This is a genomic window from Bradyrhizobium sp. AZCC 1578, from assembly GCF_036924675.1.
Taxonomy (GTDB): Bacteria; Pseudomonadota; Alphaproteobacteria; order Rhizobiales; family Xanthobacteraceae; genus Bradyrhizobium.
The window spans coordinates 1959130-1982746 of the sequence record NZ_JAZHRZ010000001.1; the positions used below are offsets into that span (position 1 = coordinate 1959130).

Here is a 23617-nt window from a genome sequence, read left to right on the forward strand (position 1 = left end):
ATATTGGAATTATTCTGCGTATCAGAAAGAAATTGCAACAACTGGTTCGCCGCTGCAGGGTTCGGCCGGGAGAACATCATGACGATTTGTCTATATGGCAGCCCGATCAGCACCTTTGCCCGCAAGGTGGCGATCGGCCTCGAGCTGAAGAAGCTGGACTACGACCTGATCGACGCGCTGACGGCCGATCGCCGCGAGCAATTGCGACAACTGAATCCGAGGCTGGAAGTCCCGGTTCTGACCGACGGCGATCTCGTCATCGTCAATTCCGGCGACATCCTGCAGTATCTGGATTGGCGCTACCCTCAGTATCCGCTTTATCCGACCGCGATCGAGGAGCGCGTCGTCGCCCGGGCATTCGAACGGCTGGCCGACCAGCGTTTCGATCCAATCGTGGTGGATTGCTCGTATTGGCACTGGGCCGAACGGGAAGACGAGCCGCCGCCGGGCCTTCTGAACGCAGCCAGGAAAGATATCGACGTGCTGTTCGAGCGCCTCGAAACCATGCTGCTCTCCCGGCCCAAACCGTGGCCCTTCCAAACTCCCGGCGTTGTCGAGTGCGCCTGGTTTGCCAACCTCGCTGCACTACGGACGTTCGGCCTGGCGATCGATTCCGAACGCTTTCCGGCAGTGAAGAACTGGTTTGGCGCAATGCGCACGCACCCGATCTTTGTCGCCGATGCACAGCGCACCGGCACCTTTCTAAGGGACCTCAAGCACCTGACCCATGAGCGCAAGCGGCTGTTCTGGAGCGGCGATCGGCTGGAATGGCTGATCTCCCGCGGGTTCCATCAATGGCTTGTCGGCGAAATCGATGCCGGACGTGCCGTGTTTCCGGGATAAATCCGCGGCGACTAGGCTGCCGAAGTCTCGTCGGCCAGCCCGTAAACGCGTGCGGCCTTGGAGAAGCCGGCGACAGGAAACTCGCCAAGCTCGCTCCAGCCGCCGCGGCAAATTCCGGCAAAGCCTTCGGAGGCGACGACGGTGCGGCCGAGCTGGCTGGCGATCTTTTCGAGCCGCGCCGCGAGATTGACCGCAGGCCCGATGCAGGTGAAGTCGAGCCGGTTGCCGCCGCCGATATTGCCATAGAGAATGCGTCCGACATGCAGGGCGAGGCCGAAACGAAAACGTTCGACCGCGTCGCCAATCGGGTAATTCAGCTCGGCCACGCTGGCGCGGGATTCGTGGGCGGCCTCCAGCACATGCGAGCAGACCTGTTTCTCGTCGCCGACGTATTCGTCGATCGGGAACACCGCGAGCAGCCCGTCACCCATGTATTTCAACACGTCGCCGCCATGCTTCTTTATCGCGGCGACCTGGCAATCGAAATACTGGTTCAGAATGTCGACGACGGTCTCGGCCGGCAGCCGGTCCGACAGCGCCGTGAAGCCGCGCAAATCGGACAGCCAGATCGCTGCATTCATCGTCTCGGTATGACCACGGCGGATCTGTCCACCCATGATCCGCTCGCCGGCGCTGTTGCCGACATAGGTGTCCAGAAGACTCGCGGCCATGCGGTTCAAACTAAGGATCTCGACCACCCGCGCCAGTGGCTTTGCAAGGCTCCGCAGCGCCGCCAACTGTTCCTCCGTGAAGCCGCCCGGCTGTTTGGTGGTCCAGCTCGATGCGTTCACCGTGCCGCCGATGAAGGGCAGCGGCAGCGCGACATAATCGGTAACGCCTTCGGCGCGAAGGTCGTCGATGATTGGAAAACGCCTGCTCTGGGGATCATCGGGCCGGGCTCGAACTTCCAGCCCCTGTTGGAACACGATGATCAGCGGGCTGGTGTGAAAATCCGGTGACTGCAGGATATTGTAATCGACCGAACCGATCTCGACCTCGGCGCCTGGCTTCCAGATAAAGCTGCGCCCATAGATTTCGGGATGCAGGGTACGAACGAAGACGCCGACGCGCCACAGCGGCAAGCCGGCCGCGACCATTCGCTCGCAGCACTCGGCCATGAACCGGCTCGGGCTGGTCGCGGTTCGCCCGCCGTCGATCAGCCAGTCAGTCAGCTTCTGCACTTCTGCGATATTCATCACGCCGGTATTTGCCGCGCAACTCCGTGAAAGGTCAAGCGCGCTCCCGGCGTGACCCGACGACGGAGCTGCGCTAGCTTTACGATGCAAAAACAAGAGGAAACGTCAGTGCACGACATCATCATCGTCGGCGGCGGATCGGCGGGCTCGGTCTTGGCCCACCGGCTCTCCGCCAGGAGCGCCAACAAGGTCCTGCTCTGCGAAGCAGGCCAGGACACGCCGCCCGGCAACGAGCCGCCCGAGATCCGCGACAGCTATTCGGGGCTGGCATATTTCGATCCGCGCTTCCACTGGACCGAACTCAAGGTCACGACCCAAATCGTCAGCCACAACAACCCCGATGAAAGCCGCCCGCCGCTCCGCAAGTATGAGCAGGCGCGCGTACTGGGCGGCGGGTCCTCCATCAACGGCCAGATGGCCAACCGCGGCGCGCCGACCGACTACGCGGAGTGGGAGGCCCGCGGCGCCACGGGCTGGAACTGGAAGGACGTGCTGCCCTACTTCAAGAAGGTCGAGCGCGATCTCGATTTCGACGGGCCGTTGCACGGCAAAGACGGCCGTATCCCCGTCCGCCGCATTCCGCACCAGCATTGGACAGGGCATTCGCAGGCGATGGGCGAGGCCTGCAAGCTCGCCGGCTATGCGTTCCTGCCCGACCAGAACGGCGAGTTCGTCGACGGCTACTTTCCGGTGACGCACTCCAATCAAGACGAGCAGCGTGTCTCGGCTGCGATGGGCTATCTTGATCGCGAAACACGCAAGCGCGCAACCTGACGATAGCGACCAACACGCAAGTCAAGGAGCTGCTGTTCGAGGGCACGCAATGCGTCGGCGTGAAGGCGCTGGTCGATGGCCGCGAACAGGAGTTTCGCGGTCGCGAGGTCATCCTTTCATGTGGCGCGATCCATTCGCCGGCGCATCTGTTGCGCGCTGGTATCGGACCGGTCGGGCACCTGAAGGAAATTGGCATTCCGGTCCTGATGGGCCTTGCGGGCGTCGGCCAGGGTCTGATGGATCATCCCTCGATCGCGCTGTCGTCTTTTGTCCGCCGTGCTGCGCGCATGAACGCGCACACCAGACGCCACATCCAGATGGGACTGCGCTACTCCTCGGGCCTTCCGGGAACGCCGGCCGGCGACATGTTCGTCGCCGTCCTCACCAAGTCGGCGTGGCATTCGGTCGGCGAGCAGATCGCCTCGCTGCTCACCTTCGTCAACAAGACCTATTCGGAAACCGGGCAGGTGAACCTCGCCTCAACCGACCCGCGCGCAGAACCAATTGTCCAGTTCAACCTGCTGTCCGACAGGCGCGATCTAGATCGCCTGATGAGCGGCTTTCGCAAGATGGCGGCGCTGCAGATGAGCGCGCCGCTCAAGGCCGTCACCGACAAGCCATTCCCGGCCTCGTATTCCGACCGCGTGCGCAAGATCGGTGTGGTCAACACCAAGAACAAGATCCTCACCGCCATTGCCGCAACGCTGATGGACGGGCCGGCCGCGTTGCGTCACGCCATGATCGATAACTTCATCGTCGAAGGTTTTACGTTCGAGCAGGTCATGCGCGACGACGAGGCGCTCGAAGCCTTCGTGCGCAAGGCGGCGATCGGCGTGTGGCACGCCTCCTGCTCATGCCGGATGGGCCGGGCGGACGATCCGATGGCGGTCGTCGACACGCAAGGCCGCGTTAAGGGCGTGCAGGGATTGCGCGTGGTCGACGCCTCGATCTTCCCGGTGGTGCCATGCGCCAACACCAATTTCCCGGTCCTGATGGCGGCGGAAAAGATCGCAGACGCCATGCAGTGAGAGAAAGCCTGGTCCTTACCCGCCGACCTGCCCGCGATGGCGCAGGAAATGATCGGCCAGCACGCAAGCCATCATCGCCTCGCCGACCGGCACGGCGCGGATACCGACGCAGGGGTCGTGGCGGCCCTTGGTCATGATGTCGGTGTCGGCGCCGGCGCGGTCGACCGTCTTGCGCGGCGAGAGGATCGACGAGGTCGGCTTCACCGCAAAACGCACCACAACCGGCTGGCCGGTCGAAATGCCGCCGAGCACGCCGCCGGCATTGTTCGAGAGGAAGCGCGTGCCGTTATTGCCGGTGCGCATCTCGTCGGCGTTTTCCTCGCCCGACAATTCGGCAGCAGCAAAGCCCGCGCCGATCTCGACACCTTTCACCGCATTGATGCTCATCATGGCCGCCGCCAGGTCGGCGTCCAGCTTGGCGTAGATCGGCGCGCCCCATCCTGCTGGCACGCCTTCGGCGATCACTTCGATGACCGCGCCAATCGAGGAACCGCTCTTGCGGATGCCGTCCAGATACTGCTCGAAGAAGGCGGACTTGTCCTTGTCGGGACAAAAGAATGGATTGCGCGCGATCTCGTCCCAGTCCCACTTGTCGCGATCGATCTTGTGCGGGCCCATCTGCACCAGCGCGCCGCGCACTTTTACCTCGGGCAGGATCTTTCGGGCGATGGCGCCGGCCGCGACGCGGGTTGCGGTCTCGCGCGCCGACGAGCGTCCGCCGCCGCGATAGTCGCGCAGGCCGTATTTGGCCTCATAGGTGAAGTCGGCGTGGCCGGGGCGAAACTTGTCCTTGATCTCGGAATAGTCCTTGGAGCGCTGGTCGGTGTTCTCGATCAACAGCGCGATCGGCGTTCCCGTCGTCACCTGCGCGCCGGACTCGGGATCGGGCATCACGCCGGAGAGGATTTTTACCGCGTCCGGCTCCTGGCGCTGGGTGGTGAAGCGCGATTGTCCCGGACGGCGGCGGTCGAGATCGTGCTGGATGTCCTCTGATGTCAGCGGGATCAGCGGCGGACAGCCGTCGACCACACAGCCGATCGCGACCCCATGGCTTTCGCCGAAGGTCGTGACCCGGAACAGATGGCCGAAGGTGTTGAAGGACATGGTGTGTCGTAACGCGGTGCCGCGCGGCGGTCAAACCCGTAGACCGTCATTCCGGGATGGTCCGAAGGACCAGACCCGGAATGACGGCGTTCATAGGTCCGCCCCTAACTATACTTCTTAAGCCCCCCGTCGCGGAACACGTAGACCGCGCCCTGCTCGATCACGAGGTCGGCGGCGCTGGCCGGCGTCTCGATACCGAGCGCCACCATCAACGCCCGCGCGGTGCCGCCATGGGCCACGGCGACGGTATCCGCGCGCACGGAATCGTACCAGTCGCGCATCCGGTGCTGCACCTCGGCATAGGTCTCGCCGCCTTCCGGCGCCATCGTCCACTTCGCTGTCAGCCGCTTGGCATAGAGCACGGGGTCGGCGGCCTGCATCTCGGCCAGCGTCGAGCCCTCCCAGACGCCGTAGCGGATCTCACGCAGGCGGTCGTCGAGCGCGTAGTCTTCCGGCGGAAGTTCTAGGGCGCCACGCACCAATTCCATCGTCGCCCGTGCGCGGCCGAGCGGGCTGGCGACGAACGGTAGCGCGAACTTGTCGCGGCCGTCCCGCTTCAGGAGATCGGCGAGGACATTGCCGGCGTGGGCCGCTTGCTTGCGGCCGAGATCGTTCAGTTGAATGTCCTGCGCGCCCTGCAGCCTGCCTTCCGCGTTCCACGACGTCTCGCCATGGCGGATGTAGTAGATCACGGGCGCAGGCATCGGACTTTACGGCTATTCCTTGGCTACCGAATTGGAGAGCGAGATGTCGGGCGCGTCGGGGCGCTTCATGCCGACGACGTGATAGCCGGAATCGACGTGATGAACCTCGCCGGTGACGCCGCGCGACAGGTCCGACAACAGATACAGCGCGCTGCCGCCGACTTCCTCGATGCTCACGGTGCGGCGCAGCGGCGCGTTGTATTCATTCCACTTCAGAATGTAGCGGAAATCGCCGATGCCGGACGCCGCCAGCGTCTTGATCGGCCCCGCCGAGATCGCGTTGACGCGGATGTTTTTTTCACCAAGGTCAGCGGCTAGATAGCGCACGCTGGCTTCCAGGGCTGCCTTCGCAACCCCCATGACGTTGTAATGCGGCATCCATTTCTCGGCGCCGTAATAGGTCAGCGTCAGGATCGAGCCGCCGTCGGTCATCAGCTTCTCGGCGCGCTGCGTGATCGCAGTTAGCGAATAGCAGGAGATCAGCATGCTCCTGGTGAAATTGTCCTGCGTCGTCTCGAGGTAACGGCCGTCGAGTTGGTCCTTGTCGGCGAAGGCGATGGCGTGGACCACGAAATCGATCTTGCCCCACTTTTCGCGGAGCACATCGAACACCGCATCGATCGTCGCGGCATCGGTGACGTCGCAATGACCCAGCAGGATACCGCCCAGCTCCTTGGCCAGCGGCTCGACCCGCTTCTTCAGCGCATCGCCCTGCCAGGTGAGCGCGATTTCCGCACCCGCGTCGTGGCATGCCTTGGCGATGCCCCAGGCAATCGAGCGGTTGTTGGCGACGCCGAGGATCACCCCGCGCTTGCCCTGCATCAGACCTGATTTTTGCGACATCCGGTTTCCAATCGAGCTTCCCTGTGGGGCTTGGAGGTACACCAGCAGTCCAGCGCGGTCGAGCCTAAATCGGCTCTCGGATTAACGCTGTTCCGGATCGGCCTCAATGGCTGGAATAGACGCGGCGATTGGGTGTTATGCTAGGTAAGGCGTTCGCGCCCGCAACTCTTGCAATCTGGTCCCGATGAGCGCGTTTCGTCAAAGTGTCGAAGCCATGATTCCGGCGCTCCGCCGCTATGCACGCGCACTCGCGCGCGATGCCGACATCGCCGACGACCTGGTGCAAGATACGCTGGTGCGTGCGTTGCGTTCCGAGCGGCTGTTTCTCGGCGGCGACGTCAGGAGCTGGCTCTATACGATCCTGACCAATTTGAACAAGAACCGGCGACGCTCGCTGGCGCGGCGGCCGCAATTCATGCCGCTGCTCGACAACAACCCGGACGCCAGCGGCACCGAGGCGGAGGGCCGCGACATTGCGCGGGCGCTCGCAACGTTGGTGGAAGAACAGCGCTCGGTGCTGCTCCTGGTGATGCTTGAAGGGCTGAGCTACCGCGAGGTCGCCGACATCCAGGGCGTGCCGATCGGTACCGTAATGTCCCGGCTTGCCCGCGCACGCGCGCATGTCAAAGCTTCGCTCGAGGGCGAACGCGCGGCGCTCAGGCGGGTGAAATGACGAAGGTGCACGAAACGCGTTACGCAGCAGATCAGGAATAGACAGAGACGACAATGACCGATCGCAACATTCCCGTCACCGAAGACGAGCTGCATGCTTACGTCGACGACGAGCTGCCGGCAGAACGCCGCGGCGACGTCGAAGCGTGGCTCGCCTCGCATCCCGACGATGCCGCGCGGGTGCGGTCGTGGCGCGCGATGGCGGAAGCGCTGCATACCAGGTACGATTCGGTTGTCGACGAGGCGGTGCCGAGACGGCTCGAGATCGAGCGGCTGGTGCGACAGCCGCGCAGATGGGTGTACGGCGCGGTGGCGGCGACGCTGGCGGCGTTCATCGCCGGCGGCGGCATCGGCTGGTTCGCACGCGGCGCGGCGACTGCACCTTCGGCTTTCCAAAATTTGACGGTGCATGCGATCGAAGCGCACCGGCTTTACGTGGTGGAAGTGCGGCATCCCGTCGAGGTGCCGGGCAGTGAACGCCATCATCTGCAGCAATGGCTGACCAAGCGCTGCGGCTGGGTCGTCCGCGCGCCGGAACTGGCGGGGGCCGGATTGAAACTCGTCGGCGGACGGCTGTTGCCGGGTTCCGGGGGCCCAGCGTCCTTCATGATGTATGAGAGCGCCTCAGGCGAACGCTTCACGATCTACACCGCGAAATCGGACGCCGAGGCGACCCAAATGCGGTACGCGGCGGAAGGCAAGGAGAGCACCCTGTTCTGGGCCGACGACGGCGTCGTCTATGCGGTGGTGTCTACCGGCGCCGACAGGGGACGGCTGACCCAGATCGCCCAGGCCGTCTACGATCAGATGGAAAAGAAGGGCTGACCAGAAGCCCCCCGGGGGAGCTCAGCGGAACCCGGGGATCGTTGCGATCGGATCACGTGTTCCCGGATTGCGCTCCGCTTCGTCCGGGGTGCGGGCGGCGAAAAGCGACGAATTGGCAACACCCGCGCCGCTTGTCCAAATTCTGACATCGAAAATCTGGAATCAAAACACCGGTGCGTCTCATTAATGCACCGGGTGATCACGCGAAAATGAGCAGCGTTCGATCCGCCGATCGGCGCAAGCGGCCTCGATCGGGGTTTGGTACCGCGCTGGTCCCCCTTTCGAGGCCGCCCCTTTTCCGGGAAACCCTTTGTTTCCAGGAAAGAAATGCACTTTTTTGGGAAACTCCCGCTCGGAACCCCGCTATTCAATTCCACGCAAAATTTGCGCCGCGAACCCGGCCGAATCAGCCGAAATCGCTGCGCGGATTGTACGGGTGGCCATCGCGCCACTTCTGCATCAATGCCTCGAGCTCGCTATCGTTCCCGTCGGGCAAAATAATCCGGGTGGTGACGAGCAAGTCCCCGGTTTCCCCGGGCTTGGGCAGGCCCTTGCCCTTGAGGCGGAAGGTGCGGCCGCTCGAGGTATTTTTCGGGATCGAGAGCTCTACCGCGCCACCCAGGGTGGGCACGCGGACCTTGCCGCCCAACACCGCCTCATAAAGCGTGATGGGCAGATCCAGGCGCAAATCGCTGCCGTCGACCTTGAAGAAGGGATGCGGGGCGATGCTGACCGTAATCAGGAGATCGCCCGGCGGGTGGCCCGGCGCGGTTTCGCCCTGCCCCTTTAGCCGGATCTGCTGACCGGCGGTGACGCCTGCGGGGATCTTGACGTTGAGCTCCTTGCCGGTCGGCAAACGGACGCGCTTTTCCCCGCCCTTGACCGACTCTTCGAGCGACACCGTCATAGTGACGTTCAGATCGAGATCGAGGCCGACTCCACCGGTGTCGAATTCAAAGGTTCGGCCGCCGCCGGCACGTCCGCTCCTGGCTGCGCCGCCGAACATGCTGTTGAGGATGTCCTCGAAGCCCGCGCCGCCCATGCCGCCGGGGCCGCCCCCGCTGCGGAAAGTGTAGGATTCGAAACCGCCTCCACCGGCTCGGCCACGCGGGTCGCCGGAAAAGCCGCCACCAGGAAAACCTTGGAAGCGCGGCTTGCCCTCGGCATCGATCTCGCCGCGATCGAACTGCTTGCGCTTGTCCTCGTCGCCGATGATCTCGTTGGCGGCGTTGATCTCGGAAAATCGCGCCGCAGCCTTCGGATCGTTCTTGTTGTTGTCGGGGTGATGCTTCTTGGCGAGCTTGCGGTAGGCACTCTTGATCGCCGTAGCGCTGGCGCCTCGCGGCACCCCCAAGACCTCATAGGGGTCGCGCATCCGTCACGTCTCCTTCACGGAAATTCGGTTCTTGAAGCTTAGGGCAATTCGCCCGCTTTGGCTTCATCTGGGGAGCCAGTTGCATTTTTGCAACTACCATGTCGCTTGAAGTCGATTTGAGGCGTTATCCCCTCGTCCACGGCTTAATTGTATGGATTTCCCATCTACCGTGGCCTGCCTTGCAGGCGGCGCCCTGCAGCCAGCTTTCCGAGCGGCCGTTGACGTAGCTCGCCAGGAAATCCCGGCAGGTGCGCCCATCTTCCGCAGAATAGGCCTGCGACAGCGGCGTCACCGAGCCGCGCGCGCCGGTCTCCGGATTTTCCCAGGGTTGGCTGGAATCCTTGTCGCCCTTGGTCAGCACGTCGGAGGCGGCGGTGCGGGCAAAGGCGAGATCGCTCTCGGTCGGCACCGGCGATTGCTTGCCCAGTGCACCCGTGACGTCGGCACCGTTCATCTTGGCGTAGGCATCCGGGCGCGAGAGGCTGCAGCCGCCTGAGCCGAGACCGATCAAAATCAACGTCATCACAGCGCCCCTCGGCCCGATCGCCGATAGGCCAACGCGTCCCCATGCCCTATATAGGGCGTGCCCGTATCGGGGCTGCAACGCGTTCTGGGACGCGAGGGTACGCAACTGGGACTCCTGACATGACGGACACGACCTCCATCAAACACCCGACACCGTTAACATCGGGTGATTTTACCGCGGCCGAGGAACCATTTGCGCTGTTTGCCGAGTGGTTTGCGGAAGCCGTGAAGTCCGAGCCGAACGATCCCAACGCGATGGCGCTGGCGACCGTCGATGCCGACGGGCTACCCGACGTCCGGATGGTGCTGATGAAGGGCTATGATGCGGATGGTTTCGTGTTCTACAGCCACATCGCCAGCCAGAAGGGCCGCGAACTCGCCGCAAATCCTAAGGCCGCTTTACTATTTCACTGGAAGTCGCTGCGCCGTCAGGTGCGCGTCCGCGGCAGCGTGACGCCGGTGACGGACGAGGAAGCCGATGCGTATTTCGCGACGCGTCCGAAGCAGGCGCAGATCGGCGCCTGGGCCAGCAAGCAGTCGCAGCCGCTGGAGAGCCGCTTCGCCTTCGAGCAGGCAATCGCCAGGGTCGCGGCCAAATACGTCATCGGCGAAGTGCCGCGCCCGCCCGGCTGGAGCGGTTGGCGCATTACGCCCCAGCGTTTCGAATTCTGGCACGACCGACCATACCGCCTGCACGACCGCATCGAATTCCGCCGCGATGCGCCGTCACAGGCCTGGAGCAAGGTGCGGCTCTATCCCTGACGCTAAACGCACGCGACGACGTTCAAAGTTGAAAGACCTGCATGCCCGCTCCATCCAATGCGCCACGGCGCACGCTGCTTCTGACCGGTGCCAGCCGCGGCATCGGCCATGCCACCGCGATCCGGTTCTCCTCGGCCGGCTGGCGCGTCATCACCTGTTCGCGGCACGCCTTCCCGGAAGTCTGCCCGTGGGGCGCCGGCCCGGAGGATCACATCGAGGTCGACCTCGGCAGCCATGACGACACCGTGCGCGCGATTTCCGAGATTCGCAGGCGGCTGGAGAACGACGAGTTGCACGCGCTGGTCAACAACGCGGCGATCTCGCCGAAGGCGCCGGGCGGCGGGCGGCTCGGCACCATGGACACCGATGTCGAAACCTGGAACCACGTCTTTCACGTCAACTTCTTCGCGCCGATCATGATCGCGCGCGGACTGCTCGAGGAGTTGAAACACGCCAGGGGCGCGGTGGTGAACGTCACCTCGATCGCGGGCTCGCGCGTGCACCCGTTCGCGGGCGCGGCCTATGCGACGTCGAAGGCGGCGCTTGCCGCGCTGACGCGCGAGATGGCGTTCGATTTCGGCCGCGTCGGCGTCCGCGTCAACGCGATCGCGCCCGGCGAGATCGACACCTCGATCCTGTCGCCGGGCACCGAGAAGATCGTCGAGCAGCAGATTCCGATGCACCGCCTCGGCACGCCGGACGAGGTGGCGAAGATCATTTACGTGTTGTGCACGGAAACCAGCTCTTACGTGAACGGCGCCGAGATTCACATCAACGGCGGCCAGCACGTTTAGGCTATTCAATCGTCATTCCGGCGTCTACGCGTGGACCCGGAATCTCGAGATTCCTCCGATGCGCAATCGCGCATCGTAGTTCGCGCTTCGCGCGCCCCGGAATGACAGCACGTTACCTACTCCGCGCAAAACTTCCGCTGCGCAGTGCGCAGAGCAGTCGTCGCAGCGACGTTGAACGTGCTCGAACACTCGTCCTCGTTCTCGCCGTCCGCCAGCACAGCACCGCAGTGCCGGCAAAGCCGCGTCGAGAACGCCTGCGCCTTGCCAACGCTGCGGCTCTGCTGATAGCGGGCCAGGTCGATGACGTTGCGTGGCGACATTATAAGTTTCTCAACCATGGGATCCTCGCGGCCTGAGAGACGCGTTATCGCAGACAAGTTTCGACCATTCGTTCAGTCCACTGCTCAAATTTTAGCGGTGGGATTGAGTCGATCTTTCGCACATCGGGAACCGCACGGAACTGTGATCTACAGCCACTTCCTCCATCTGAAGAACAAGTACGGCAGCACTGCTGCCATGAGCATCATGAGCAGCGCCATCGGATAGCCGTGCGCCCATTCGAGTTCCGGCATCACCTTGAAGTTCATGCCGTAGACCGACGCGATCAGGGTCGGCGGCATCAGCACCACCGCCATTACGGAGAACAGCTTGATGATGTTGTTCTGTTCGAGATTGACGACGCCGAGCATGGCATCGAGCGTGAAGGTGATCTTGTTGGAGAGGTAGGAGGCGTGGTCGGTCAGGGAACCGACGTCGCGCTGCATGGTCTTGAGCTGTTCGCGCATATCCTTGGACCATTTGACACCCTCCACCACCGCCGACAGGAAGGTGACGACGCGGCCGATCGAGACCAGGCTCTCGCGGATCTTGGAGACCAGATCCCCCTTGCGCCCGATCGCGATCAGGATCTGCGAGTATCGCTTGGCCTGACCATGGCGTGCGCTTTCGGGCTCGAAGATGTCGTGCGAGACCTGGTCGACCTCGGCGCCAGCGCGCTCCAGAATGTCGGCGCAGCGGTCGATCACCGCGTCGAGCAGTTCCATCAGCACCATCTCGCCCGATATCCCGGGCAGGCAGGAGCGCGCCAGCTTGTGCTCAACGAGCGCAAACGGCTTCGGCTCGTCGTAGCGCACCGTCACCAGACGGTGACCGGCGAGAATGAAGGTGACGGCCGTGGTCCGCGGCATATCGGTGTCGGATTGGCACATCAGCGTAGCGGTCATGTAGCGGGCGGCGTTCTCGATATAGAGCCGGCTGGAAATCTCGATTTCCTGCATGTCCTCCCGGGTCGGTACTGCAATCCCGGTCAGCCGCTCGACCGCGCGGTCCTCCTGCCCCGTCGGGTTCAACAGGTCGATCCAGACCGCATTGTCCGGCAATGCTGCCGGGTCCACATCCGGGAGCTTCTTCAGGGTAGATTCGAAGGGAACAAACACCGAAAACATAGGCAACTCCGGAACCGGTAGACATCCCACCCAGCGGCACTAGACCCGATTCTGGCAAGTGCTTCATGACCCTCGCATTAACCGGCGTCGATATTTATGGCAGCGGGGTGGCGGCGGCGCGGCCGCGATTTGGCCCCTGCGCCATCCCTGCCCAGAAATCAACCGGAAGCCGCAAAACTTGCGGCATAAAAGCCACAGCCAGCCTTCCGCAGCGCAGAATGGACGTGCAAATGCTGGCATGTCAGCCGGCTTTTGCAGATAATGAGATTAATGGAATCGTCGCGTTTGAGGCGCAAGATTGTGGCTTGCGAACGCCTGACTTTCGATTGGAAGTGTACCATGTCGTCGCTGAAAGTAATTTTGGGGCTGCTCGCCGCCGGCCTTGCGTTGTCCGGCTGCATGCCGGCAACCACCTATCAAGCTGCCCCTGAAGCCACCCTCAAGCCGAACGACAAGGCCCAGCTTGCCAAGGCGCGCTATGCCGCGGTCAAGCCCCCGGAACCGTTCCGCCGCGCCATCGTCGACTATCACCGCAAGGAACTGCCCGGTACCATCGTTGTCGATTCCGACAACCATTACCTCTATCTGGTCCAGGACGGCGGCAAGGCGATCCGCTATGGCGTCACCGTCGGCGAGGAAGCCCTCGCATTCTCCGGCATCGCGCGCGTCGGCAACATGGCGGAATGGCCGAAATGGACGCCGACCGCCGACATTCACAAGCGTATCGAAGGCCTGCCGGCTTCAGTGCCCGGCGGCGTCGACAATCCGCTCGGCGCCCGCGCGCTCTACCTGTATCAGGGCAATCGCGACACGCTGTTCCGCATCCACGGCACCAACCAGCCGGAATATATCGGCGCCTCGATCTCGTCGGGCTGCATCCGCATGACCAACGAGGACGTCATCGACCTCTACAGCCGGGTGAAGACGGGCACCGTGGTCGTCGTGCTCGAACCCAAGCAGGGTGACTCGCCATTCAATTCCAAGATGGCGCTGCAGGGCGGCGGCAACAGCAGCTCAATGGCGCAGTAGCTGACGCCGGTTACACTGCAGTGGAAGATCAAGAGCGCCGGTTTTTCCGGCGCTTTTTCGTTGCGGGCTTGTCCTCGCGCGCCGGCTCGGCCTTTTCCGACTTCTCGCCATTCGATTGAGCGTCCGGCTTGGCCGCATCGGGCTTCGCACCAGACTTGTTTGCATCAGGCTTGTCAGACCTGTTCGCGTCGGATTTGGCGTCGTCGGGTTTGGCGGCGACCTCGCGCGGCGGCGCTTCCTCGGGCCGTTCGGCCGGCAATAGCGGCGCTCTCTGCGGCAGCGGGTCCCAGACGTCCCATTGGCAGATCCGGTAATTGCCGCGCCGCTCCATCAGATCGAGATGGATGTGGTCCTCGTGGTACCAGTCCGAACCCGGGCCGAGCACGGTCGAGAACCGCGTGCAGGCGGAGTGCAGCACGGTCTCGCGCAATTTCCGCGGCACGGTCCGGTCGGTTAGCGAGATCGAGGTGCCATCGGTGAGCTTGAAGGCGCGCACGTCGAGCGCGTTGGCGCGGCCGTGCTCGGAGAGTTTGGCGCCGACGATGCGGTTACGGCCACGGCACTCGAACGAATCGAAATTGTCGAGATCGGAGACGGTGCTGCCGAGGCGCTCAGCGAGCGGTACGATATCCTTGCGGATCCACTCTGCCAGCGCAGACGCCATGGGACAACGCAGGATCGCCGCCGGCTTCACCGACACCCGCCGCTTGTCCGGCAGCACGATCGCCTCGAGCCGCACCAAGTCCTCGCCGCCGCAGCCGTTGGCGCCGCGGATATCCGGGATGCTGGGCGCAATGGCGACTTCGTCCGTCAGCGCCAGGCGGCACGCGGAGGGTTGTGGCGTGGGCTGCGGTGCAGGCGCCGCCTGCTCCTTGGCCTTGTCTTTCTCAGGCGACGCCTTCTCGGCCGGCTTCTCTGGCTCGGCAGACGGCGCCTCAGCGGGACGCGGCTTCGGCAGCGGCACAGCCACACGGCGCGCCTTTGCTCGCGGACGTGGTTGTAAATGCCTGAACAGGTTGTCCCACGGCGCGGCGTGCGAAGCCTTTGCCGCCCAGGCCGGCTCGACTGGCATGCCAATCAACAGCGCGGCCGCAGCAGCGGTAACCATTGCCGCTGCAATGCGGCCAAAGGTGCCATTAGCCCATTTTCGGCTTGCTTTCTGCGCGGTAAAGTTCATTTCAATTCCATGAACTTAACCCCGATCCGCCAGCAATGTTCGCGGACCGTGCGGCAATAAAACAACCATCGGAGGAAAGTGCGTATGCTCGGATTGATGCAAGATTGGCCTTTGCTTTGCCATCGGATTATCGAACACGCGGCGAAGTATCACGGCACGCAAGAGGTGGTCACGCGGTCGGTCGAAGGCCCCATTCATCGCACCAATTACGCCGAAATTCATGCACGCGCGCTGAAAGTATCGCAACGGCTCGACCGCGACGGCATCAAGCTCGGTGACCGTGTCGCCACCATCGCCTGGAACACCTGGCGCCATCTCGAATGCTGGTACGGCATCATGGGAATCGGCGCGATTTGCCACACTGTCAATCCGCGGCTGTTCCCCGACCAGATTGCCTGGATCATCAACCACGCGCAGGACCGCGTGGTGATCACCGATACCACCTTCGTGCCGATCCTGGAAAAGATCGCGGCCAACCTGCCGAGCGTCGAGCGCTACATCGTGCTGACCGACAAGGCGCATATGCCGCAGACCACGCTGAAGAACGCGGTCGCCTATGAGGATTGGGTCGCGGAAGCGGACGGCAAGTTCACGTGGAAGGACTTTGACGAGAATACCGCGGCCGCGATGTGCTACACCTCGGGAACCACGGGCGACCCCAAAGGCGTGTTGTATTCGCATCGCTCCAACGTGCTGCACGGGCTGATGGCCAACAACGTCGACGCGCTCGGCACCAGCGCCGCCGAGACCATGCTGCCGGTGGTGCCGTTGTTCCATGCCAATAGCTGGGGCATCGCATTCTCCGCGCCTTCGATGGGCACCAAGCTCGTGATGCCCGGCGCCAAGCTCGACGGTGCTTCGGTCTATGAACTGCTCGACACCGAGAAAGTCACCCATACCGCCGGCGTGCCGACGGTGTGGCTGATGCTGCTGAACCACATGTCGGCCAACAATCTGAAGCTGCCCCACCTGAAGAGCGTGGTATGCGGCGGCTCGGCGATGCCGCGCTCAATGATCAAATCGTTCGTCGACATGGGCGTGCGCGTACGCCACGCCTGGGGCATGACCGAGATGAGCCCGATCGGAACCGTGGCCGCGCTGAAGCCACCGTTTGCCGAACTCACCGGCGAGGAGCGGCTCGACATCCTGCAGACCCAGGGCTACCCGCCGTTCGGCGTCGAGATAAAGATCACCGACGATGCCGGCAAGGAACTGCCGTGGGACGGCAAGACCTTCGGCCGCCTCAAGGTGAGTGGGCCCGCGGTCGCCAAGGGCTATTTCAAGGTCGATACCGACATCCTCGACGAGGAAGGCTATTTCGACACCGGCGACGTCGCCACCATCGACCAGCACGGTTACATGCGGATCACCGACCGCTCCAAGGACGTCATCAAGTCCGGCGGCGAATGGATCTCATCGATCGATCTCGAAAACCTCGCGGTCGGCCACCCGGCGGTCGCGGAAGCCGCTGTCATCGGCGTCTACCATCCCAAATGGGACGAACGTCCGCTGCTGATCGTGCAACTCAAGGCCGGCCAGCAGGCAAGCCGCGAGGACATCCTGAAATTCATGGATGGCAAGATCGCGAAATGGTGGATGCCCGATGACGTCGTCTTTGTCGACGGCATCCCGCACACCGCAACCGGCAAGATCCTGAAGACCGCGCTGCGCGAGCAGTTCAAGAGCTACAGCTTCCCGAACGCGGCGGCGTGACGCGAAGCCTGGGGTCGATTCAAAGAGGCCGCCTTCCGGCAAAGCGGGAGGCGGCCTCTTCCTAAAAAATCTTACTCAAGCGGGGTGCAACACGCCCGCCCAGGATCAGCGCGAGAGCGCCAGCGCGTCGAGCCGTCGCTGCGCGTCGGGTTCGCCCCATTCCTTTGCCCGCTGATACCAGATGCGGGCCTGCGCGACGTCCGCCAGCGGGCCATCGGCACCCATCTGCCTGAGCCGCGCCGGATCGTAGGTCGAGCCGACGAGCAGCGCCGCGCGCGCATCCTGCGCTTCCGCCCCACGCATCAGCACCAGCCGCGCCGACTGCACATCGCCGGCGGCGAGCAGGTCCTGCCCGCGTTTGATCAGGGCAGCGATCTCCTTCGGATCGAGGCTTCGCACGACTTCCGCCTGCTGCCGCACGGCTGGCATCGGCGGCGCGGCCGCGGCCATGGCGACCGGCGGCGGCGGTACAGCGACTGGCGCTACAGCAACCGGCGCGGCAACGACCGGGGCTGGCGCGGCAACCGGCGGCGCAGCGACAGGGGCCTTTGGCACAGGCGCCCAGGTCAGGCGCGTGGAGGTGCCGGTGAGCGCCACGCCATTGCCGTCACGCAGCTCCGCCGTCACCAGCATCTGGCCGGTGAAGCCATCCGGCGGAATGACCGAAACGCCGGAAATCTCCGTCGCCGACACGCGCCACTCGCTCGGACCGACACGCTTGCCGGATGTGAGCCGTGCGCCGGCAGTAAGTCCATTGATGGATACGTAGGCGTCGGGCGGCGGAGAGCCGACGTGGATCCCGAGCGGCACGGGATCGTTGGTGAACCCACTGCCGTCCTGTACGGCCAAGGTCGCCGTACGCCTCGCTGGCTGCGGCTGCGGCGCCGGAAGCACCGACGATTTCACCGACTGCCAGGCGGCCGAGAGCGACGCATTATCCTGGTTGGCCGGGCGCTGCGACGACGGAATGGCCATGACCAGAAGCATCGCGATGCTCGCTGCGATCGCCACGGCGATCGAGAAACGGATGACCTGCTGGAACAGCGCGCGGCGTCCCGACAGGTCGCGGAGCACGGATGGCGCTTCGACCGGCGCGGTCTCCCTCGCCTCCTGCATGGCCTGGGCCACGGCTTTGGTGAACATTTCGGAATCCTGGCGGCGCGCGGGCTTGCTGAAGGGCTGCAAGGGCGGTCCTTCCGTTGGCATTCGCGGACGCCAGCCATCGTCGTTCTGCATCAGCATCGTGCCCGGTTGATCGCTGCTCGTCCGTTCCCTCTGCTCACGCGGCGCATATGCCGGATCGTTCGGGCCGACATATCGTTCGTGCTTTGCATCACTCATACTGAACACTCGCCCTCATGGGGCCTTCCGCCAGCCCCGCGGACGTATGCCGATTGCGCCCTCTGCGATCCTAGAACTCCGGGGGCGCAACCGCAATTTTTTTGCGACTCCGCCCGCAACAAGGACCAAGAGTTGAGATCATCCTGCAGCGCTTCCGGCTGACGCCCACCGTTTCCCCTTGGCTGGCGTTCGCCGGTGTCCCGTGCAGGACAGTCCCGTGTTGCGGCAAATACGACAACCAGGCGGCGAGAGGTAGACGAAAATTGGACCAACTTCAATGTACAACTAATAATCAATTTACAGGGATGGTTACCCATGAGGTTGCTGCACGCAGCGCATTTGCCCGATTAGTATCGCCTGCAAACTTGAAATTCGCGCCACGCCGTGGTCTCAAGCTTGCGAGTTTGCAGCCGGCCCGCCGGCCACACAGATTTCAGAAACCCGGCAGATTCACCGATGGCCCGAAGGTTTTCCTCTCCTTACCAGTCGGAGCCCGTGTCCAGCCTCGCCACCTGGTCGCGCAACCTCGCCATCTTCGCCGTGGTCGCGGTGGTGGTGTCGATCATCATCGTCCGCTTCGGCTTCCTGGAGGTAAAACCCGCGCTGGCGACGTTCTTCGGCGCGCTCGGTTTGGCCGTGCTTTCGATCCTGGTCGGCCTCGCCGCCTTTGCCGCAATCTGGCAGAACGGATCGCGCGGCATGGGCCGGATCGTGCTGGCGTTCCTGATCAGCGCCCTTCTGCTCGCCTACCCGGCCTACCTCGCCCTGCAATATCGCAAGCTGCCGCCGATCCACGACATCACCACCGATCCGATCGATCCGCCGCGCTTCGAGGCGCTGGCGCGGCTGCGCAGCGGCGAAGGCGCCAACTCCGCGGTCTATGCCGGACTCTATTCGGCCGAGCAGCAGCGGATCGCCTATCCCGACATCGAGACCGTGGAACTCGAAGTACCGCCGCAGCGGGCCTATGAGGTGACGCTGGCGCTGGTCAACAAGCGCAAATGGCTCGTGATCGACGAACGGCCGCCGCAGCCGCCACGCCGCATCGGCCGCATCGAGGCGGTGGCGCGAACGCCGATCATGGGATTCCGCGAGGACATCTCGATCCGCATTACCCCCGACGGCGACGATTCACGCGTCGATATCCGCTCCTCCTCGCGCTATTTCGAAAGCGACCTCGGCAGCAACGCCGCCCGCGTCTCAAAGCTGATCGAGGACATCAACGCCGCCGTCGACAACGCCAAGCCGGCGGCGCCGAAGAAGCCGCAGACACCGGCCAAGGCCCAGGCAAAGAATGTAAAAAAATGACGCGTCAGCATCATCCCGGGGCGCGCGAAGCGCGAACCTCAGGTGCGCAATTGCGCACCGGGGGATCTCGAGATTCTCGGGTATGCAATTGCATACCCTAGTTCGACACTTCGTGTCGCCCCGGAATGACGGTGAGAGCTCAAGCCAGCCGATACGTCCCGCCGATCACCGGATCGCCATCGGTCGCCACGATCCCGCGGGCGACCAGATCTTCCAGATGCGCCAGCACGGAATAGCCGGCGGCATTCGTCAGCCGCGGGTCGATACCGATATAGATCGCGCGCACCATGGTCGGGATGTCGGCCTCGCCCTTGGCAAGCCGATGCAGGATCGAGGCCTCGCGGGCCTGGCGGTGCCGGGTCAGGAAACGGACGTAACGCGGCCCTTCCGGAACTTCCGGCCCGTGGCCTGAAAAATACAGATCCTCCTCGCGCGCTTCCAGCCGCGCCAGCGAGGCCATGTAGTCGCTCATCGACCCGTCCGGCGGTGCGACGATCGAGGTCGACCAGCCCATCACGTGGTCGCCGACGAAATTGATCTTTCGCTCGGGCCAGGCGAACGCCAGGTGATTGGCGGTGTGGCCGGGGGTGGCGACCGCCTCCAGCGCCCAGCCCCGCCCTTCGATGACGTCGCCGTTCTTGACCTCGATGTCGGGCCTGAAATCGCGGTCGGCGCCGGATTCCGGATTGTGCTTTTCGCTCTCGAAGCGTGGCCGCGAGGCGCGGTGCGGCCCCTCAGCATAAACGGGCGCGCCGGTGGCTGCCTTGATCCGCGCGGTGTTCGGCGAATGGTCGCGGTGGGTGTGGGTGACGAGAATATGCGTCACCGTCTCGCCGCGCACGGCGTCGAGCAACGCCTTGGCATGCGCATCATCATCGGGACCGGGATCGATGATCGCGACATTGCCCTTGCCCACGATGTAGCTGACCGTGCCGGTGAAGGTGAACGGGCTCGGATTGTTGCAGAGGACACGCCGCACGCCGGGACGCGGCTCATCGACGACGCCGGCTCGAAGCGGAAAGTCGCGGTTGAACGGGATGTCGTCGTTGTCGGCCATGCGGAGTTCCTACCATCACTCCCGTCATACCCCGCGAAGGCGGGGTATCCGGTAATCACTGACGTTCGAGAAGAAACGAACCGCCGCGGCGTACTGGATCGCCCGCCCCAGTGCGCAATTGCGCACAAGGCGGGCGATGGCGGCATAATGTGGGGCTACTTCTGCGCGCCCCTCACACTTTACGAAAACGCCTGTATCCCCGTGATGGCCCGGCCCAGGATCAGGGCGTGGACGTCGTGGGTGCCTTCATAGGTGTTCACGGTTTCCAGGTTCGCGGTATGGCGCATCACGTGGTACTCGATCTGGATGCCGTTGCCGCCGTGCATGTCGCGCGAGACCCGGGCGATGTCGAGCGCCTTGCCGCAATTGTTGCGCTTGACGATCGAGATCATTTCCGGCGCCATCTTGCCCTCGTCCATCAGGCGGCCGACCCGCAATGAGGCCTGAAGGCCGAGCGCAATCTCGGTTTCCATGTCGGCGAGCTTCTTCTGCACGAGCTGCGTTGCCGCTAGCGGCCGGTTGAACTGCTTGCGGTCGAGCGTGTATTGCCGCGCGCGGTGCATGCAGTCTTCCGCCGCACCCATTGCACCCCAGGAGATGCCGTAGCGGGCGCGGTTGAGGCAGCCGAACGGTCCCTTCAGGCCCGATACGTTGGGCAGCAGCGCATTCTCCGGCACCACCACGCCGTCCATCACGATCTCGCCGGTGATCGAGGCGCGCAAGGACAGCTTGCCGCCGACCTTCGGCGCCGACAGGCCCTTCATGCCCTTCTCGAGAATGAAGCCGCGGATCTGGTTGTCATGCGCGGCCGACTTGGCCCAGACGACGAAGACGTCGGCGATCGGGGCATTGGAAATCCACATCTTGCTGCCGCTGATGCGATAGCCATCCGACACCTTCTCGGCACGGGTCTTCATGCCGCCGGGATCGGAGCCGGCATCCGGCTCGGTCAGGCCGAAGCAGCCGACCCACTCGCCGGTGGCAAGCTTCGGCAGGTATTTCTTGCGCTGGTTCTCGTCGCCATAGGCGTAGATCGGGTACATCACCAGCGACGACTGCACCGAGTTCATCGAGCGATAGCCGGAATCGACCCGCTCGATCTCGCGCGCCACCAGGCCATAGGCGACGTAGCTCGCGTTCGCGCAGCCATATTCTTCCGGCAGCGTGACACCGATCAGGCCGAGCTCGCCCATCTCGTTGAAGATCTCGCGGTCGGTCTTCTCTTCCAGATACGCGTTGATGATGCGCGGCAACAGCTTGTCCTGCGCATAGGCACGCGCGGTGTCGCGGATCATGCGCTCGTCTTCGGTGAGTTGGTCGTCGAGCAGGAACGGATCGTCCCACTGGAAGGAGGCCGCCGCCGGCTTGTCCTTGGCTTGAGGGCGCACGCTCATGAAAATCCCTTTCGCATCATTGTCCTCATGTAAATTGTCGACAAATTAATGCGCTATCGGCAGAAGCGCAAATGTTTCACCACGTCATTCCGGGGCATGCGAAGCATGAACTGTGGGGCGCCCCTTGCACCCCTGGGAATCTCGAGATTCCGGATATGGTGCTAGCGCACCATTCCCGAAATGATGACTACTCCAACTTCTCGTTGGAAACGATCTCGATGCCGAAACCGGATAGCCCCTTATAGTCGTGCACCGACGAAGTGAGATTGACGATCGAGGTGATGCCGAGATCGCGCAGGATCTGGGCACCAACGCCGACTTCACGCCATTGCCGGTGCCTGTCCGCCTCTGCTGTTTTCTGTTCACCGACCGGCTCGACGGGAACTCCGGCCGCGCCGTCGCGCAAGTAAACTAGCACGCCGCGGCCGGCCTTCTTGAAATGGTCCAGCACGATTTGCATCCGCGCCTGGCCGGTGAAGAGATCCTTGACGATATTGGGCTTGTGCAAGCGCGTCAGCACGTTCTTGCCGTCGCCGATGCCGTTGTAGACGAAGGCAGCATGCGCGATCTCGTCGAAGGGCGAGCGATAGGCATAGCCCTGCAGCGGACCGATAGGGCTGTCGGTGGTAAACGTTGCGACCCGCTCGATCAACTTTTCGCGCGCCTGACGGTAGGCGATCATGTCAGCGATTGTGACGTGCTTGAGCTTGTGGGCGGCGGCAAATTTCGTCACCTGCTCGCCCTTCATCACGGTGCCGTCGTCGTTCATCAATTCAGAGATGACGCCGACCGGCGGCAGGCCGGAAAGCTTGCAGAGATCGACCGCCGCTTCGGTATGGCCGGAGCGCAGCAGCACGCCACCGTCGCGGGCGATCAGCGGAAAGATATGACCGGGCCGGGCAAAATCATTGGCGCCGGCGTTGGGATTGGCGAGCGCGCGGCAGCAGGAGGCGCGCTCCTCCGCCGAAATGCCGGTGCCGCCATCGGGTTTGTAGTCGATCGAGACGGTAAAGGCGGTGGTGTGATTGGACTCGTTATGCGCCACCATCGGATCGAGCCGCAGCCGCCTGGCGTCGTCTGTGGTGATCGGCGCGCAGACGATACCGGAGGTGTGGCGGATAATGAATGCCATCTTCTCCGCGGTGCAGAGCGAAGCCGCAACGATCAGATCGCCCTCGCCCTCGCGATCGTCATCGTCGGTGACGACGACAAGTTCGCCTTTGGCAAAGGCTTGCAGAACTTCCTGGATGCTATCGGCCATTTCTCAAAATCTCGCCAAATCTAGCTAGCTTCAGCCAGTGCATTAGCCGGACTCCATGGCCGGCGCCAGCGTCAATACGCAGGGCAGAACCTCAGCCGGCGGGCGCGAAGCGGCCATGCTGCGGCGGTGCTGAAGCGGGATAAACTGTCGACGATTTCCGCCCGGTGGCATCGGCCGGTTTCGTCCCGATCAGGCGTAGATATGCCGTCTTGCCGGAGAAGTCAGCCCGCGGCGCCCGTCTTTTGCCGCTAGCATGCTGATTTTTGTTTAGATCGATTTGGCCGCAGACGCGCTTCACCTCTCCCGCTTGCGGGGTCGAGACGAGCGAAGCTCGCTCTTAGGTCGGCGCGAAGCGCCGGGTGGGGGGTCTTTCCACTCAGGCAGTGTCGCCCGCGGAGACACCCCCACCCCAACCCTCCCCCGCAAGCGGGAGAGGGAGCGCACCTT

At 63.5% G+C, this 23617-nt stretch carries 21 protein-coding genes and 1 pseudogene; 9 read left to right on the top strand and 13 right to left on the bottom strand.

The window, feature by feature from the left end:
- Positions 1-78 precede the first annotated feature (78 nt).
- Positions 79-843 carry a glutathione S-transferase family protein gene (locus V1290_RS09735; protein ID WP_334364202.1) on the top strand — a complete coding sequence of 255 codons (765 nt, stop codon included), beginning with the start codon at positions 79-81 and terminating at the stop codon, positions 841-843.
- 11 nt (positions 844-854) lie between these two features.
- Here the strand turns inward: V1290_RS09735 and V1290_RS09740 are convergent, their stop codons facing one another.
- Entirely contained in the window at positions 855-2039 is a 1185-nt protein-coding gene (locus tag V1290_RS09740) for an adenylate/guanylate cyclase domain-containing protein (RefSeq protein ID WP_334368980.1), read from the bottom strand.
- Positions 2040-2147: 108 nt separating this feature from the next.
- Here V1290_RS09740 and V1290_RS09745 point away from each other — a divergent pair.
- A pseudogene (locus V1290_RS09745) lies at positions 2148-3841 on the top strand (GMC family oxidoreductase).
- 15 nt (positions 3842-3856) lie between these two features.
- Here the strand turns inward: V1290_RS09745 and aroC are convergent.
- From aroC to fabI, 3 genes are all read right to left on the bottom strand, one after another.
- On the bottom strand, positions 3857-4945 hold the full coding sequence (aroC, locus tag V1290_RS09750) for a chorismate synthase (RefSeq protein ID WP_334364203.1): 1089 nt from the start codon (positions 4943-4945) through the stop codon (positions 3857-3859).
- A 104-nt stretch (positions 4946-5049) separates the two neighbouring features.
- The gene (locus V1290_RS09755) at positions 5050-5649 is read right to left on the bottom strand and encodes a histidine phosphatase family protein (RefSeq protein WP_334364204.1); all 600 of its coding nucleotides are present in this window, start codon (positions 5647-5649) and stop codon (positions 5050-5052) included.
- A gap of 12 nt (positions 5650-5661) precedes the next feature.
- The gene (gene fabI, locus V1290_RS09760) at positions 5662-6492 is read right to left on the bottom strand and encodes an enoyl-ACP reductase FabI (protein WP_334364205.1); all 831 of its coding nucleotides are present in this window, start codon (positions 6490-6492) and stop codon (positions 5662-5664) included.
- 184 nt (positions 6493-6676) lie between these two features.
- On the opposite strand from fabI, the gene V1290_RS09765 reads away from it, so the two are divergent.
- A complete protein-coding gene (locus V1290_RS09765; protein WP_027537716.1) occupies positions 6677-7165 on the top strand; it encodes an RNA polymerase sigma factor in 489 nt (162 codons plus the stop codon).
- Positions 7166-7218: 53 nt separating this feature from the next.
- Positions 7219-7989, top strand: coding sequence for an anti-sigma factor family protein (locus V1290_RS09770; RefSeq protein ID WP_334364206.1), 771 nt, complete (start codon positions 7219-7221; stop codon positions 7987-7989).
- A gap of 406 nt (positions 7990-8395) precedes the next feature.
- Here V1290_RS09770 and V1290_RS09775 read toward each other — a convergent pair whose 3' ends face one another.
- A complete protein-coding gene (locus tag V1290_RS09775; protein WP_334364207.1) occupies positions 8396-9364 on the bottom strand; it encodes a J domain-containing protein in 969 nt (322 codons plus the stop codon).
- Between the two features lie 124 nt (positions 9365-9488).
- Positions 9489-9887, bottom strand: coding sequence for an RT0821/Lpp0805 family surface protein (locus V1290_RS09780; protein WP_334364208.1), 399 nt, complete (start codon positions 9885-9887; stop codon positions 9489-9491).
- A gap of 122 nt (positions 9888-10009) precedes the next feature.
- Here V1290_RS09780 and pdxH point away from each other — a divergent pair, with 122 nt between their 5' ends.
- Positions 10010-10651 carry a pyridoxamine 5'-phosphate oxidase gene (gene pdxH, locus V1290_RS09785; protein ID WP_334364209.1) on the top strand — a complete coding sequence of 214 codons (642 nt, stop codon included), beginning with the start codon at positions 10010-10012 and terminating at the stop codon, positions 10649-10651.
- Positions 10652-10692: 41 nt separating this feature from the next.
- Positions 10693-11445: an SDR family NAD(P)-dependent oxidoreductase gene (locus tag V1290_RS09790; RefSeq protein ID WP_065748956.1), complete on the top strand. Its 753-nt coding sequence runs from the start codon at positions 10693-10695 to the stop codon at positions 11443-11445.
- 116 nt (positions 11446-11561) lie between these two features.
- On the opposite strand, the gene V1290_RS09795 is transcribed toward V1290_RS09790, so the two are convergent.
- Positions 11562-11783: a hypothetical protein gene (locus V1290_RS09795; RefSeq protein WP_057843385.1), complete on the bottom strand. Its 222-nt coding sequence runs from the start codon at positions 11781-11783 to the stop codon at positions 11562-11564.
- A 129-nt stretch (positions 11784-11912) separates the two neighbouring features.
- Positions 11913-12890: a magnesium transporter CorA family protein gene (locus V1290_RS09800; RefSeq protein ID WP_334364210.1), complete on the bottom strand. Its 978-nt coding sequence runs from the start codon at positions 12888-12890 to the stop codon at positions 11913-11915.
- A 339-nt stretch (positions 12891-13229) separates the two neighbouring features.
- Here V1290_RS09800 and V1290_RS09805 point away from each other — a divergent pair, with 339 nt between their 5' ends.
- The gene (locus V1290_RS09805) at positions 13230-13919 is read left to right on the top strand and encodes a L,D-transpeptidase (RefSeq protein ID WP_057843542.1); all 690 of its coding nucleotides are present in this window, start codon (positions 13230-13232) and stop codon (positions 13917-13919) included.
- A 28-nt stretch (positions 13920-13947) separates the two neighbouring features.
- On the opposite strand, the gene V1290_RS09810 is transcribed toward V1290_RS09805, so the two are convergent.
- On the bottom strand, positions 13948-15096 hold the full coding sequence (locus V1290_RS09810) for an extensin family protein (protein WP_334364211.1): 1149 nt from the start codon (positions 15094-15096) through the stop codon (positions 13948-13950).
- Positions 15097-15180: 84 nt separating this feature from the next.
- Between V1290_RS09810 and V1290_RS09815 the strand changes: the two genes are divergently transcribed.
- Positions 15181-16809, top strand: a complete 1629-nt coding sequence (locus tag V1290_RS09815; RefSeq protein ID WP_334364212.1) for a fatty-acid--CoA ligase — start codon at positions 15181-15183, stop codon at positions 16807-16809.
- Between the two features lie 105 nt (positions 16810-16914).
- Here V1290_RS09815 and V1290_RS09820 read toward each other — a convergent pair whose 3' ends face one another.
- The gene (locus V1290_RS09820; protein ID WP_334364213.1) at positions 16915-18150 is read right to left on the bottom strand and encodes a hypothetical protein; all 1236 of its coding nucleotides are present in this window, start codon (positions 18148-18150) and stop codon (positions 16915-16917) included.
- A 456-nt stretch (positions 18151-18606) separates the two neighbouring features.
- On the opposite strand from V1290_RS09820, the gene V1290_RS09825 reads away from it, so the two are divergent.
- The gene (locus tag V1290_RS09825) at positions 18607-19458 is read left to right on the top strand and encodes a DUF1499 domain-containing protein (protein ID WP_334364214.1); all 852 of its coding nucleotides are present in this window, start codon (positions 18607-18609) and stop codon (positions 19456-19458) included.
- Between the two features lie 139 nt (positions 19459-19597).
- Here the strand turns inward: V1290_RS09825 and V1290_RS09830 are convergent, their stop codons facing one another.
- The 3 genes from V1290_RS09830 to ribB all read right to left on the bottom strand — a co-directional run bounded on the left by V1290_RS09830 (position 19598) and on the right by ribB (position 23170).
- Positions 19598-20515, bottom strand: a complete 918-nt coding sequence (locus V1290_RS09830; protein WP_334364215.1) for an MBL fold metallo-hydrolase — start codon at positions 20513-20515, stop codon at positions 19598-19600.
- 179 nt (positions 20516-20694) lie between these two features.
- Entirely contained in the window at positions 20695-21909 is a 1215-nt protein-coding gene (locus tag V1290_RS09835; protein WP_334364216.1) for an acyl-CoA dehydrogenase, read from the bottom strand.
- 187 nt (positions 21910-22096) lie between these two features.
- Positions 22097-23170: a 3,4-dihydroxy-2-butanone-4-phosphate synthase gene (gene ribB, locus V1290_RS09840; RefSeq protein WP_213289328.1), complete on the bottom strand. Its 1074-nt coding sequence runs from the start codon at positions 23168-23170 to the stop codon at positions 22097-22099.
- Positions 23171-23617 lie beyond the last annotated feature (447 nt).

Excerpts from the sequence above, each read along its gene's own strand:
- V1290_RS09795 (WP_057843385.1), bottom strand. The coding sequence starts at position 11,783 with ATGGTTGAGAAACTTATAATGTCGCCACGCAACGTCATCGACCTGGCC.
- V1290_RS09780 (WP_334364208.1), bottom strand. The coding sequence starts at position 9,887 with ATGACGTTGATTTTGATCGGTCTCGGCTCAGGCGGCTGCAGCCTCTCG.
- ribB (WP_213289328.1), bottom strand. The coding sequence starts at position 23,170 with ATGGCCGATAGCATCCAGGAAGTTCTGCAAGCCTTTGCCAAAGGCGAA.
- V1290_RS09775 (WP_334364207.1), bottom strand. The coding sequence starts at position 9,364 with ATGCGCGACCCCTATGAGGTCTTGGGGGTGCCGCGAGGCGCCAGCGCT.
- aroC (WP_334364203.1), bottom strand. The coding sequence starts at position 4,945 with ATGTCCTTCAACACCTTCGGCCATCTGTTCCGGGTCACGACCTTCGGC.
- V1290_RS09835 (WP_334364216.1), bottom strand. The coding sequence starts at position 21,909 with ATGAGCGTGCGCCCTCAAGCCAAGGACAAGCCGGCGGCGGCCTCCTTC.
- V1290_RS09830 (WP_334364215.1), bottom strand. The coding sequence starts at position 20,515 with ATGGCCGACAACGACGACATCCCGTTCAACCGCGACTTTCCGCTTCGA.
- V1290_RS09800 (WP_334364210.1), bottom strand. The coding sequence starts at position 12,890 with ATGTTTTCGGTGTTTGTTCCCTTCGAATCTACCCTGAAGAAGCTCCCG.
- V1290_RS09770 (WP_334364206.1), top strand. The coding sequence starts at position 7,219 with ATGACCGATCGCAACATTCCCGTCACCGAAGACGAGCTGCATGCTTAC.
- V1290_RS09755 (WP_334364204.1), bottom strand. The coding sequence starts at position 5,649 with ATGCCTGCGCCCGTGATCTACTACATCCGCCATGGCGAGACGTCGTGG.
- V1290_RS09740 (WP_334368980.1), bottom strand. The coding sequence starts at position 2,039 with ATGAATATCGCAGAAGTGCAGAAGCTGACTGACTGGCTGATCGACGGC.
- V1290_RS09825 (WP_334364214.1), top strand. The coding sequence starts at position 18,607 with ATGGCCCGAAGGTTTTCCTCTCCTTACCAGTCGGAGCCCGTGTCCAGC.
- V1290_RS09810 (WP_334364211.1), bottom strand. The coding sequence starts at position 15,096 with ATGAACTTTACCGCGCAGAAAGCAAGCCGAAAATGGGCTAATGGCACC.
- V1290_RS09790 (WP_065748956.1), top strand. The coding sequence starts at position 10,693 with ATGCCCGCTCCATCCAATGCGCCACGGCGCACGCTGCTTCTGACCGGT.
- V1290_RS09820 (WP_334364213.1), bottom strand. The coding sequence starts at position 18,150 with ATGAGTGATGCAAAGCACGAACGATATGTCGGCCCGAACGATCCGGCA.
- V1290_RS09735 (WP_334364202.1), top strand. The coding sequence starts at position 79 with ATGACGATTTGTCTATATGGCAGCCCGATCAGCACCTTTGCCCGCAAG.
- V1290_RS09805 (WP_057843542.1), top strand. The coding sequence starts at position 13,230 with ATGTCGTCGCTGAAAGTAATTTTGGGGCTGCTCGCCGCCGGCCTTGCG.
- pdxH (WP_334364209.1), top strand. The coding sequence starts at position 10,010 with ATGACGGACACGACCTCCATCAAACACCCGACACCGTTAACATCGGGT.
- V1290_RS09765 (WP_027537716.1), top strand. The coding sequence starts at position 6,677 with ATGAGCGCGTTTCGTCAAAGTGTCGAAGCCATGATTCCGGCGCTCCGC.
- fabI (WP_334364205.1), bottom strand. The coding sequence starts at position 6,492 with ATGTCGCAAAAATCAGGTCTGATGCAGGGCAAGCGCGGGGTGATCCTC.
- V1290_RS09815 (WP_334364212.1), top strand. The coding sequence starts at position 15,181 with ATGCTCGGATTGATGCAAGATTGGCCTTTGCTTTGCCATCGGATTATC.